Here is a 12,395-nt window from a genome sequence, read left to right as displayed (position 1 = left end):
TGATGCTCCGATTTTAAATGCAAATAGCAATCATATTCAATAAGGCGTCTTAACCTGAGTCAATTTTTGCCGCCATTTGCAGAAAAAAGCTGCGTCGGCAGTGCTTTCCACTCCAGAGCGCATCTTTGCATTGCAGTCCATCGCTGTTTAACTTAACGTAATTCGCCTGATTATTGATAAGGAGCTTTGCCGTGCTTTACGTTATCTACGCTGAAGATATCGCCGATTCTCTGGAAAAGCGGCTGTCGGTTCGCCCCGCGCATCTCGCGCGTTTACAACTCTTACACGATGAAGGCCGACTGCTTACCGCCGGGCCAATGCCGGCCGTTGACAGTAACGAACCGGGCGCAGCAGGATTCAGCGGCTCAACGGTGATTGCCGAGTTTGAATCGCTGGAAGCGGCCCAGGCCTGGGCTAATGACGATCCGTATATCGCCGCCGGGGTTTACCGCCAGGTCTCAGTTAAGCCGTATAAGAAGGTTTTTTGAAAATACCCTTTCCTTTTTCTGGCTAACCACAAAAACACCCAGGTCATCAGAATGAAGGGCGCATTTTGGTACACGACATTGAAGTGTCGCCCTTTTTAACCTCGCGAAAGCGTTGACTGTTATCCGCCTGAGAAGCCTGGAAGATGAGCACGCACTTTCTCCTGCTACCCCATCATCGACCATCGCCTCGCTTTTTTCGACAATGGAAAATGCTGACAAAACATCGACGCCACGCGTGATAGTGAATTACTAATACTTTGTGTAAGGCTGTTAGGGAGGATCGCGTTGTTATTTAGCGCTTGCATTTAATGTCAGCACATCCTGATATAGCCCTATAAATCTACAGTGCAATAGAAAGAAAATAATTACTGAAAGATAGTTGCTTAACGACAGATATGAAAGCCTGAAAAAAAATGTTATTGGGCATCCACTGCGGATGCCGCGGAACCGAACGTAGCCCATCTTGCTATATTCAGGACCGTAGCCGCTTGAAAGCACGTGGAAATAACACCCCTGTAGACAAAGGTTTACCTGGCAGGCATAAAGGGGTATTAACTACGCTGCCAGCGTTAAGTTGCTGAGCATCATTTTTAAAGCCTATTAATTTCGTTGCGTAAACTTCACGCAGAGTGATAGTAGGGGCATCACTGCTTGATTAAAAAATTTGAAAGGGAATAACAAATGTTTTCAATAAGCCCTGTATTTTTTTGGGCTAACATTTATGTACCTGCCGATTTTGAGGATTATTGTGTGAATACCCTGAAAAAAACCGCATTGCTTTCTGTACTTGCCTTATATATTCCTGTGTCGCAAGCCGCGGCTAAGGAATACAGTCTTGATCCACAGCATACCTCGGTTGTGATCTCCTGGAACCATTTCGGCTTCTCAAACCCTACCGCCTATCTCTCTGATGTTTCAGGGAAACTGGCCTTTGATAAAGAGAATCCGGAGAAATCCTCGGTGAACGTCACGCTGCCAGTGAAAACCATTGACGCTCACGTCAAGGCGTTAACGGATGAGTTTTTAGGCAAAGAGTATTTTGATGTTAAAACGTTTCCCGACGCCACTTTCCAGAGTACCAAAGTGGAAAGCAAAGGCGACAATAAATATGACGTGGAAGGTAATTTGACCATTAAAGGCATCACCAAACCGGTGGTCCTGCATGCCGTCCTGAATAAGCAGGATATGCACCCAATGGTGAAAAAAGAGGCCATTGGATTTGATGCCACCGGGGTGATAAAACGTTCAGACTTTAAGCTTGATAAATATGTGCCGGCGGTAAGTGATAACGTCACCATCACGTTATCCACGGAAGCCTATGCAAAATAAGTAAAAGCTGGCGCAACGATTGCGTTTTATTCAGGATGCTTATTGCATGGCCTCTCTGGATAATATAACAGGCTCAGATTATTCATGGTCAGGATCGGTCGGTTCATTGAGCTTCAACGCGCTGGACCGCTTAATAACCCCCTTGCCTGTCTGAGTCTGTTTTCTCATTCCCTCAGTTCCCGCCTGGTTACCGCAGCTGGCCGGTCATATCATTAAGCATTTAACAACGCCATGCCCTTCCTGAGCGGCAATAAATGCTATCTGACGGTTAATTCCTGTCGCGCCGCAAACGACTTGGCTCTGGATCTTGTCGTCCGTCATTACAAGCCAGGCGTAGCATCTCTCTTTCACTGAGGCGGGAGCTCTGTTTTGTCGTCGCATAGCAGCATGAAAAACCATCATTGCCCTATGGAGATGTGCAACGGGAATTTAGCGCAGAGAGAAAACGACAACGGCACCGCGTACGGTGCCGTTTGCCTGCTCGCTTAGCTGTCAGGGAAGATAAACAGCAGGGCATGACGCTGCCGTTTCACCAGTCCCTTCCTGATAGCGAGGATCCGCATATTGCGGCGCGATTGGGCTTCCAGCCAGCGCGCTTTACGGCGATTCACCTGTCTCAGCATGCGCCAGCGCCCTACTTCCGTTCTACTACGCTTCATTGCAACGACTCTACGAGTGAAAATAGCCCCCATTATAAACCTCTGCCAGCAACTGACTACCGCTTTCGCTGCGTTTTTATTTGCCAGAAAAATACTGATGCGTAAACTCATCACATATCGTCATTCAAAAGGATTTTACATCTATGACAACCTTTTACACGGTGGTGAACTGGCTGGTCATTCTGGGGTACTGGCTGTTGATCGCCGGTGTAACATTACGAATTCTAATGAAACGCCGCGCTGTCCCGTCCGCCATGGCATGGTTGCTGATCATTTATATCCTGCCGCTGGTGGGGATTATCGCCTATCTCTCCTTTGGCGAGCTGCATCTCGGCAAGCGTCGGGCCGAGCGCGCCAGGGCGATGTGGCCCTCGACGGCCAAGTGGCTAAACGACCTCAAAGCCTGCAAACATATCTTCGCGGAAGATAACAGCCCGGTGGCCGAATCCCTGTTCAAGCTGTGCGAACGGCGTCAGGGCATTGGCGGCGTAAAAGGCAACCAGCTACAGCTGCTGACGGAATCTGACGACGTGATGCAGGCCCTGATCCGCGATATTCAGCTGGCCCGTCACAACATAGAGATGGTCTTTTATATCTGGCAGCCCGGCGGCATGGCCGACAGCGTCGCTGAATCGCTGATGGCCGCCGCTCGCCGCGGGGTTCACTGTCGGCTAATGCTCGACTCCGCGGGCAGCGTGGCCTTTTTCCGCAGCCCATGGGCGGCGATGATGCGTAACGCCGGTATTGAAGTCGTCGAAGCTCTTAAGGTTAACCTGATGCGCGTATTCCTGCGCCGGATGGACCTGCGTCAGCATCGTAAAATGGTGATGATCGATAACTATATCGCCTACACCGGCAGCATGAATATGGTCGATCCGCGCTACTTTAAACAGGACTCAGGAGTCGGACAGTGGATTGATCTAATGGCGCGAATGGAAGGCCCGGTGGCGACCTCGATGGGCATCGTCTACTCCTGCGACTGGGAAATAGAGACCGGCAAGCGCATTCTGCCGCCGCCGCCGGACGTCAATATCATGCCGTTCGAAGAGGCCAGCGGACATACTATTCACACGATCGCCTCCGGACCGGGCTTTCCGGAAGATCTGATTCATCAGGCTCTCCTCACCGCCGCCTATGCGGCGAAAGAGCATCTGATCATGACCACCCCCTACTTCGTACCCAGCGACGACCTGCTGCATGCGATCTGTACCGCCGCCCAGCGCGGCGTTGACGTGAGCATTATTTTACCGCGCAAGAACGATTCGCTGCTGGTAGGCTGGGCCAGCCGGGCCTTCTTCACCGAGCTGCTGGCGGCCGGGGTCAAAATCTATCAGTTTGAGGGCGGACTGTTGCATACCAAGAGCGTGCTGGTCGATGGCGAGCTAAGTCTTGTGGGGACCGTCAACCTGGATATGCGCAGCCTGTGGCTCAACTTCGAGATTACCCTGGTCATCGATGACGCCGGTTTCGGCAGCGATCTGGCGGCGGTTCAGGATGATTATATCTCGCGCTCGCGCCTGCTGGATGCCCGTCTCTGGTTAAAACGTCCGCTGTGGCAGCGGATCGCCGAGCGACTGTTTTACTTCTTCAGCCCGTTGCTGTAAAACGTGCCCATCAGATACCGAATGAGTAGCAATCATGGATATGGATTTAAACAACCGCCTGACCGAAGACGAAACGCTCGAGCAGGCTTACGATATCTTCCTCGAACTGGCGGCCGACAATCTCGACCCGGCGGACATCATTCTGTTTAACCTGCAGTTTGAGGAGCGCGGCGGCGCCGAACTGTTCGACCCTTCGGCAGACTGGGAAGAGCATGTGGATTACGATCTCAACCCGGATTTCTTCGCCGAAGTGGTGATTGGTCTGGCGGATACCGACGGCGGGGAAATCAATGATATCTTCGCCCGCGTTCTGCTGTGCCGCGAGAAAGATCATAAGCTGTGCCATATTCTGTGGCGTGAATAACCTTTAACATCCAGTAAAAAGCCTGCCGCGGTTCTCCCGGCAGGCTTTTTTTACGTCGCCAGCTTACTTCGGCAAGGCATGACCGCAGGCATGGCAGAAACGGGCGTTATCGTCATGGTCGCCCTGCTGACACTGCGGACACAGGCGCTGCTGTCGTCGACGATTCAGGGCGCTGGTCATATGCGTGGTGATAAGTCCGGTCGGTATGGCAATAATGGAGTAGCCGATCAGGATAAGAATGGAGGCCAGGATGCGACCCAACGGCGTGTGCGGCGTGATGTCTCCGTAGCCGACGGTGGTGATGGTCACGATGGCCCAATAGACCGAGGCGTTAAGCGTGGTAAAGCCGTATTCCGGCCCCTCAATCAGATACATTAACGAGCCGAAAATCACCATCACAATGGCGATAAACGAATAAAACAGGATCAGCTGATGGCGCGCGCTGACAATCGCTCGCCAGAACACGTTGAGCGAAGGCATAAAGCGCAGTAGTTTGAGAATACGCAGCGCGCGGATCGCCCGCATTGCCCGCCAGGCGAATACATAATTGAGGCTAATTTCCGGCCATAGCCACATCACATACAGCGGTAAAATCGTCGCCAGGTCAATCAGCCCCCAAAAGCTGAAAATATAGTGGAGCGGATTGGGCCAGGTAGCGATACGCAGCAGGTATTCCAGGGTAAAGACCGCGGTCACCAGCAGCTCCAGCCAGACGAAAATATGCCATTCATCTAATGTCAGGTGATATTGCGTGCCCAGTCCCGACTCGATAAATATTACCAGTACGCTGAGCAGGGCGAAAAGTCCGCACAGCCCTTCAAAGCGGCGGCCGGAACGTCGGTTCTGATCGAAAAGTAAATGATAAAGCCGCAGACGAGCGGCAGAAAGCATACCCACTTCGTTAACCTCGCAAAAAAAAAGGGCTGACCTGCGTCAGCCCCTGAGATTATAACGGGTCTACCTTAAGGCAGGAAACCGCATGGCGGAAACTGCCTTCCAGCACCGGGCGGGTTTTGGCGCACTCCGGTCCGGCAAGCGGACAGCGGGTGCGGAATACGCAGCCTGAGGGCGGATTAATCGGCGAGGGTAATTCGCCTTCGAGCAGTTGTATAGTTTTCGTTTTCTCGAGATCAGGATCGGGGATCGGCACCGCCGACATCAGCGCTTTGCTATAGGGATGCAGTGGATTATGGTACACCTCGTCGTAGGTCCCCAGCTCCACCGCATGGCCCAGATACATTACCAGAACCCGATCGGAGATATGCTTAACCACCGCCAGATCGTGAGCGATAAATATCAGCGATAGCCCCATCTCACGCTGCAGTTGCTGCAGCAGGTTGACGACCTGCGCCTGAATCGACACGTCAAGCGCGGAGACCGGCTCATCGCAGATAATCAGCTTTGGCTCAAGGATCAGCGCCCGCGCGATGCCGATACGCTGACACTGACCGCCGGAGAACTCGTGCGGATAGCGGTTGATCAGGTTGGGCAGCAATCCAACTTTCATCATCATCGCTTTGACGCGATCGCGCACTTCCTGACGGGGCATCTTCGGATGATAGGTACGCAGCGGTTCGGCGATAATTTCTCCGATGGTCATGCGCGGGTTCAGCGAGGCCAGCGGATCCTGAAAGATCATCTGGATATCGCTGCGCACGTCGCGCCACTCTTCCTGCTTCATGCCCAGCAGATCTTTACCCAGCCAGGCCACTTTACCATCGGTCGCTTTCACCAGACCAATAATGGCGCGGGCGAAGGTCGATTTGCCGCAGCCCGACTCCCCTACCACACCGAGGGTTTCACCCTCGTAAAGGCGCAGCGTCACGCCATCCACCGCTTTCAGCGTTTTCGACGGCTGCCAGAACCACTGCTTGCCATCTTTGATATCGAAGTGCACCTTCAGGTCGGCAATTTCGAGCAGGACTTTTCGTTGTTCAGTTACGGCGTTCATAGCAGATCCCCCACCGGTTTAAAGCAGGCGCGCAGGCGGCCTGGCGCGAACGATTCCAGCGGCGGCGCGCTGCTGCACTGCTCCATGGCATGCGGGCAACGCGGCTGGAATGGACAGCCTTTTGGCAATCGCAGCAGGTTCGGTGGGTTGCCGGGAATGGTCAACAACGCATCGCCTTCCGCATCCAGACGTGGAACCGCATTCAACAGCCCAATAGAGTATGGGTGCGACGGTTGATAGAAGACATCGCGCGCCTGACCGTACTCCATGGTGCGCCCGGCGTACATCACCAGCACTTTATCGCAGATCCCTGCCACCACCCCAAGGTCGTGGGTGATCATGATAATGGCCGTGTTGAATTCGCGTTTAAGCTCATTCAACAGCGTCATGATCTGCGCCTGCACGGTAACGTCCAGGGCAGTGGTCGGTTCATCCGCAATCAGCAGCCGGGGCCGGCACAGCAGCGCCATGGCAATCATCACGCGCTGACGCATGCCCCCGGAGAACTCGTGCGGGAACATTTTCATGCGCTTACGCGCTTCCGGCATTTTTACCGCGTCGAGCATCTTCACCGACTCTTCAAACGCTTCGGCTTTACTCAGCCCTTTATGCAGCATCAGGACTTCCATTAACTGCTCGCCCACCCGCATATAGGGGTTAAGAGAGGTCATCGGATCCTGGAAAATCATTGAGATTTGTTCAGCGCGCAGTTTGTTCAGCTCACGCTCGGGCAAATTGAGGATTTGCCGACCGTTAAAGGTGGCGGAACCCCCGATGCGACCGTTGGCCGCCAGCAGTCCCATCAGGGCGAAGGCGGTTTGCGATTTACCGGAGCCGGATTCGCCCACAATGCCGAGCGTCTCGCCCGCCTGCAGAGTGAAGTTCAGATCATTGACGGCGGTGACGTCGCCATCCGGCGTTTTAAAGGTGACGCGAAGATCTTTCACGTCCAGCAGTAGCCCGCTGTGGCTCTGCGCTTGCGGCGCTTTTGCCGTTTCAATCATGGTCATGGCAGCGCTCCTTAGCGGTCTTTCGGGTCGAGGGCATCACGCAGACCATCGCCGATAAAGTTGAAACAGAACAGGGTCACCACCAGGAAACCCGCCGGGAACAACAGTAGCCAGGGCGAAACTTCCATTGAGTTGGCGCCATCGCTGAGCAATGCCCCCCAGCTGCTGAGCGGCTCCTGCGTCCCCAGTCCCAGGAAACTGAGGAAGGATTCGAAGAGGATCATGCTGGGGACCAGCAGCGAGGCATACACCACCACCACCCCCAGCACGTTGGGGACGATATGGCGCAGCACGATGCTCGCCGTCGAGACCCCGCCGACCTGCGCGGCTTCGATAAACTCTTTGCGCTTCAGGCTTAGCGTCTGCCCGCGCACGATACGCGCCATATCCAGCCAGGACACCATGCCGATGGCGACAAAGATCAGCAGGATATTCTGACCAAAAAAGGTCACCAGCAGGATGACGAAGAACATAAACGGGAAGGAGTTGAGGATCTCCAGCAGACGCATCATCACCGAATCCACTTTGCCGCCGAGATAACCGGAGAGCGAACCGTACAGCGTGCCGAGGATCACCGCCACCAGCGCCGCCGCCACCCCGACCATCAGCGAAATGCGCCCGCCGATCGCTACGCGCACCAGCAGGTCGCGCCCGGAGGAGTCGGTTCCGAAGTAGTGGCCGGAGGCCATATCCGGGGCATTGGACATCATGCCCCAGTCGGTATCGAAGTAGGAGAACGACGACACCATCGGCGCGAAGGTAACGAACAGCGCAATAAGCACCAGCATAATCAGGCTGGTCACCGCGGCGCGGTTATGCATAAAGCGGCGACGCGCGTCCTGCCAGAGGCTACGCCCCTCCACTTCCAGCTTCTCACTGAAGTTTTCCAGCGCCTCGCTATTTTTCTTACTTAACATCATGGCGAACTCCGGCTTCAGTAGCGAATCTTCGGATCGATAACGGCGTACAGCACGTCAACGATGGCGTTGAACAGGATAGTCAGGGCGCCAACGAGGATCGTCAGGCTGAGCACCAGCGAGTAGTCGCGGTTAAGCGCCCCGTTAACGAACAGCTGGCCGATCCCCGGCAGGCCGTAAATGGTTTCAATGACCATTGAGCCGGTGATGATGCCCACGAAAGCTGGCCCCATATAGGAGAGCACCGGCAGCAGCGCCGGCTTCAGCGCATGGCGCAGAATAATGCGACGCATCGGCAGCCCCTTCGCCCGCGCGGTGCGGATAAAGTTAGAGTGCAGCACTTCAATCATTGAGCCGCGAGTAATACGCGCGATGCTGGCGATATAGGCCAGGGAAAGCGCCACCATCGGCAGGATCATAAATTTCAGCGCCCCGCCGTTCCAGCCGCCGCCCGGCAGCCAGTGCAGGGTAATGGCAAAGATCATCACCAGCAGCGGCGCGACCACAAAGCTCGGAATAACCACGCCGGTCATGGCTACCCCCATCACCGCGTAGTCCCAGCGGGTATTTTGCTTCAGGGCGGCTATCACCCCGGCGGCAACGCCGATCACCACCGCCAGTAAAAAGGCGGCGAAGCCCAGTTTCGCTGAAACCGGGAAGCTGGCGGCCACCAGATCGTTGACGGAATAATCTTTGTATTTAAAAGAGGGACCAAAATCGCCATGCGCCAGCTGCTTCAGATAATTGAAGTACTGCGTCATGATGGGGTCGTTTAAATGGTATTTTGCTTCAATATTCGCCATGACTTCCGGCGGTAGCGTGCGTTCCCCGGTAAAAGGACTTCCCGGCGCCAGACGCATCATGAAGAATGAGATGGTGATAAGAATAAATAGCGTCGGAATCGCTTCCAGACAGCGACGTAAGATAAATTTTAACATTGCCCGTACCTTCTGGCGTGTGCCTTTGCACTGCTCTCAAATAAGACACGATGGAGCGAGCCGAGACCCGCTCCACGTATTGCCATTAATGTTTGATAACGTAGAGGTCTTTGGTATAGACGTTATCCATCGGGTCTTTACCGGTATAGCCACCGACCCACGGTTTCACCAGGCGGGCGTTAACGTAGTAATAGACCGGTACGATCGCGCTGTCTTTGTCCAGCTGCTGCTCTGCTTTCGCATAGGCCGCCGTGCGCTGCGCTTCATCGGATGCTTTTACGGATTCAGCCATAATCTTGTCGAACGCCGGGCTCTTATAGTGCGCGGTGTTCATTGAACTGTCAGAGAGCATGGTGTTCAGGAAAGAGGTTGGCTCGTTATAGTCGGCGCACCAGCCCGCACGCGCCACGTCATAGGTGCCCTGATGACGGGTATCGAGGAACGTTTTCCACTCCTGGTTGACCAGCTTCACGTCAATGCCCAGGTTTTTACGCCACAGCGAGGCGGCGGCAATCGCCAGCTTCTTGTGCAAATCAGAGGTGTTATACAGCAGGTTGAAGGTCAACGGTTTATCGGCGCTATAGCCGGCTTCGGCCAGCAGTTTCTTCGCTTCTTCGTTGCGTTTTTCCTGCGACCAGGTAAACCATTCCGGCTCGCTCAGCTTCGCGCCATCGGTATACGGTGGGGTGTAGCCGTAGGCCGGCAGATCGCCCTGTCCTTTCACCTTATTAGCAATAATATCGCGATCCAGACCCAGCTTCAGCGCGGTACGCACGCGCACGTCGGTGAACGGGGCCTTCTGGTTGTTGATTTCGTAATAATAGGTACACAGATAGGGGTCAACGTGCAGCTCGTTGGGGATCTCTTTTTTCAGCTTCTGGAAGAGTTCGATCGGCAGCTGGTTATAAGTCATGTCCAGTTCACCGCTGCGGTAGCGGTTAACATAGGTCACTTCGGAAGAGGTCGGCAGCCAGGTAACGGTGTTAATGACGGTTTTAGCATTATCCCAATAGTGCGGGTTACGCTCCATCACGATCCGCTCGTTGACCACCCAGTCTTTCAGAGTATACGCGCCGTTGGTAACGATATTGCCAGGCTGCGTCCACTTTTCGCCAAATTTTTCGATGGCCGGTTTGTAGACGGGAGACATCGCCGGGTTAACCAGCAGTTTATAAAAATAGGGTACCGGTTCGCTGAGGGTGACTTCCAGCGTGTGGTCGTCAATGGCTTTTACGCCCAGCTCGCTCGGCGCTTTTTTGCCGTCAATGATTTCGTCGACGTTAACGATATGACCATATTGCGGATAGCTGGCATAAGGAGACGCGGTTTTCGGATCCACCAGACGCTGCCAGCTGTATACGAAGTCCTGGGCGGTAACCGGCTCGCCGTTAGACCATTTTGCATCTTTACGCAGATGGAAGGTCCAGACTTTAAAATCTTTATTATCCCAGCTCTCCGCCACGCCAGGGATCGGGTGGCCATCTTTCGGCGAAGTATTCAGCAAACCTTCGAACAGGTCGCGGCTAATATTGGCCTCTGGCACCCCTTCGATTTTATTTGGGTCCAGCGATTGCGGCTCGGCGCCGCTATTACGTACCAGGGTTTGCTTCTCTGCCAGCTGCACACCAGCCGGGACATCCGCTGCCATTGCCATATTGCCGGCGATCAGTGCGGATAGCACTCCCGCGGCGATTAAACGCTTTTTAGTGATGATGGTCATTGTGTTGTAACTCCAGTCATTATAATTACTGGTTTTTTAACCAGCCTGTTTTTCCCGTTTTCGGGTTCTGTCCAACGCAGGAGTATGCGATTGGCAGATTGCTATCACCGACTTATTTATTACGACCGCTCGAACGGCAGTCTTAACGTCGATTCGTTGCCCTCGCTGGAGGGTCGTTCTGGCGAAATGAGTTAATTAAAAATAATTCTCATTTGCGTACATAATTCAGCAGACGATAACGGCGGAAAGTACCAAAAGGTAAACACCTCCGCCAATGCAATTTGCAAATATGTTACCGAATTCTCTTTTATTGCCGGTTTTGCCAGCGTGACAAGCGTTTGCCATAAAACGTCGATGTAAAAATATTATTATTTATCAGAGCATTACGATAATTTCATCAGCCGACATTCTGAGCAGCGACCACAAGATGGTTTTTTGTACAAAAATTTAACAATAGATTACTTTTTAGCACATTCATCTGCCGCCTTGTTAAAATTACTAATATCATTTCGATGATCCGACAGCAAGTACCAGAGAATGATGTGAAGAAAATAACATCACAGGAGTGGGAGGCGTGAGGAGAATGTTAAGAGAAATATTTCATATCTTAATGAAAAATATGAAATTAATAGCGATATCGCAAAATATTATCCCTACCGCCAGTTCCGCGCTGGCTAATAGGTTTTGCTAATAATCGCGCAGGCGTGAAGCGAGACTCCCCGCCTGCTGGCGACGAACTAACTCAGCAGCCCTGGGAAAAGCGCTTTAATCCCGGTCACAATAAACTCAATGCCGAGGGCCATCAGCAACAGGCCCATAATACGGGTGATGACGTTGATTCCCGTCTGCCCCAGCAAACGGACCAGCCACGGCGCCATACGGAAAATCCCCCAGCAGCAGAGGGCAAATACCGCTATCGCCAGTGAGAACCCGACCAGATGCACCCAGGAGTGGTACCGGGTCCCCCAGACGATAGTTGAACTGATTGCCCCTGGCCCGGCCATTAATGGTAGCGCGAGAGGAACGACGCCGATGCTCTCCCGGACCGCCGTCTCCGACTTTTCCTGCTTGTTCTGCTTATCTTCGCCGAGCTTACCGCTGATCATCGACATCGCGATGGTCACCACCAGGATGCCGCCGGCGATACGGAAGGAGTCAATGGAGATACCGAAAATCTGCAGAATGCCATCGCCGAGGAACAGCGACGTCAGGAGGATGATCGCCACCGACAGGTTGGCGGTGAGGTTGGTCTTATTACGCACCGCAGCCGGCTGATAGCTGGTCATACTGATGAATACCGGAATAATGCCAACCGGGTTAACCAGGGCAAATAAGCCGATGAAAAACTTGAAATATGCAGAAAAATCGAACAGTGATTGAGTCACATTGGGCTCCGCAGCATCATCAAAATTGGC

At 53.4% G+C, this 12,395-nt stretch carries 13 protein-coding genes; 5 read left to right on the top strand and 8 right to left on the bottom strand.

The window, feature by feature from the left end:
• The first annotated feature begins 191 nt into the window (after window positions 1-191).
• The 3 genes from AB1E37_RS09855 to AB1E37_RS09845 all read left to right on the top strand — a co-directional run bounded on the left by AB1E37_RS09855 (window position 192) and on the right by AB1E37_RS09845 (window position 1,817).
• Window positions 192-488: a YciI family protein gene (locus AB1E37_RS09855; protein ID WP_002910042.1), complete on the top strand. Its 297-nt coding sequence runs from the start codon at window positions 192-194 to the stop codon at window positions 486-488.
• Between the two features lie 112 nt (window positions 489-600).
• Window positions 601-741 carry a hypothetical protein gene (locus tag AB1E37_RS09850; protein WP_009485717.1) on the top strand — a complete coding sequence of 47 codons (141 nt, stop codon included), beginning with the start codon at window positions 601-603 and terminating at the stop codon, window positions 739-741.
• A 428-nt stretch (window positions 742-1,169) separates the two neighbouring features.
• On the top strand, window positions 1,170-1,817 hold the full coding sequence (locus tag AB1E37_RS09845) for a YceI family protein (RefSeq protein ID WP_004175590.1): 648 nt from the start codon (window positions 1,170-1,172) through the stop codon (window positions 1,815-1,817).
• A 485-nt stretch (window positions 1,818-2,302) separates the two neighbouring features.
• Here AB1E37_RS09845 and AB1E37_RS09840 read toward each other — a convergent pair whose 3' ends face one another.
• Window positions 2,303-2,476, bottom strand: coding sequence for a YciY family protein (locus tag AB1E37_RS09840; RefSeq protein WP_004194006.1), 174 nt, complete (start codon window positions 2,474-2,476; stop codon window positions 2,303-2,305).
• A gap of 143 nt (window positions 2,477-2,619) precedes the next feature.
• On the opposite strand from AB1E37_RS09840, the gene cls reads away from it, so the two are divergent.
• Entirely contained in the window at window positions 2,620-4,080 is a 1,461-nt protein-coding gene (cls, locus tag AB1E37_RS09835; RefSeq protein ID WP_002910077.1) for a cardiolipin synthase, read from the top strand.
• A gap of 34 nt (window positions 4,081-4,114) precedes the next feature.
• Window positions 4,115-4,444 carry an HI1450 family dsDNA-mimic protein gene (locus AB1E37_RS09830; protein ID WP_002910079.1) on the top strand — a complete coding sequence of 110 codons (330 nt, stop codon included), beginning with the start codon at window positions 4,115-4,117 and terminating at the stop codon, window positions 4,442-4,444.
• A gap of 63 nt (window positions 4,445-4,507) precedes the next feature.
• On the opposite strand, the gene AB1E37_RS09825 is transcribed toward AB1E37_RS09830, so the two are convergent.
• The 7 genes from AB1E37_RS09825 to AB1E37_RS09795 all read right to left on the bottom strand — a co-directional run bounded on the left by AB1E37_RS09825 (window position 4,508) and on the right by AB1E37_RS09795 (window position 12,365).
• Window positions 4,508-5,335, bottom strand: a complete 828-nt coding sequence (locus tag AB1E37_RS09825; protein WP_002910080.1) for an ion transporter — start codon at window positions 5,333-5,335, stop codon at window positions 4,508-4,510.
• A 55-nt stretch (window positions 5,336-5,390) separates the two neighbouring features.
• The gene (gene oppF, locus AB1E37_RS09820) at window positions 5,391-6,395 is read right to left on the bottom strand and encodes a murein tripeptide/oligopeptide ABC transporter ATP-binding protein OppF (RefSeq protein ID WP_367777082.1); all 1,005 of its coding nucleotides are present in this window, start codon (window positions 6,393-6,395) and stop codon (window positions 5,391-5,393) included.
• On the bottom strand, window positions 6,392-7,405 hold the full coding sequence (locus AB1E37_RS09815) for an ABC transporter ATP-binding protein (RefSeq protein WP_004151853.1): 1,014 nt from the start codon (window positions 7,403-7,405) through the stop codon (window positions 6,392-6,394). Before AB1E37_RS09815 ends, oppF begins: the two co-directional genes overlap by 4 nt.
• Window positions 7,406-7,416: 11 nt before the next feature.
• Window positions 7,417-8,325, bottom strand: a complete 909-nt coding sequence (gene oppC / locus AB1E37_RS09810) for an oligopeptide ABC transporter permease OppC (RefSeq protein ID WP_004145396.1) — start codon at window positions 8,323-8,325, stop codon at window positions 7,417-7,419.
• Between the two features lie 14 nt (window positions 8,326-8,339).
• Window positions 8,340-9,260, bottom strand: a complete 921-nt coding sequence (oppB, locus tag AB1E37_RS09805) for an oligopeptide ABC transporter permease OppB (protein ID WP_002910089.1) — start codon at window positions 9,258-9,260, stop codon at window positions 8,340-8,342.
• An 85-nt stretch (window positions 9,261-9,345) separates the two neighbouring features.
• Window positions 9,346-10,980 (bottom strand): oligopeptide ABC transporter substrate-binding protein OppA, encoded by a 1,635-nt coding sequence (gene oppA / locus AB1E37_RS09800; RefSeq protein ID WP_004148754.1) that lies wholly within the window; start codon window positions 10,978-10,980, stop codon window positions 9,346-9,348.
• 737 nt (window positions 10,981-11,717) lie between these two features.
• Window positions 11,718-12,365, bottom strand: coding sequence for a YchE family NAAT transporter (locus AB1E37_RS09795; protein ID WP_002910095.1), 648 nt, complete (start codon window positions 12,363-12,365; stop codon window positions 11,718-11,720).
• Between the last annotated feature and the right edge of the window lie 30 nt (window positions 12,366-12,395).

The sequence above is a fragment of the Klebsiella sp. Shm-1 genome (assembly GCF_040804525.1).
GTDB lineage: Bacteria > Pseudomonadota > Gammaproteobacteria > Enterobacterales > Enterobacteriaceae > Klebsiella > Klebsiella pneumoniae.
The sequence above is the reverse complement of the archived record's forward strand: the minus strand, read 5'-3'. Positions and strand labels throughout refer to the sequence as shown.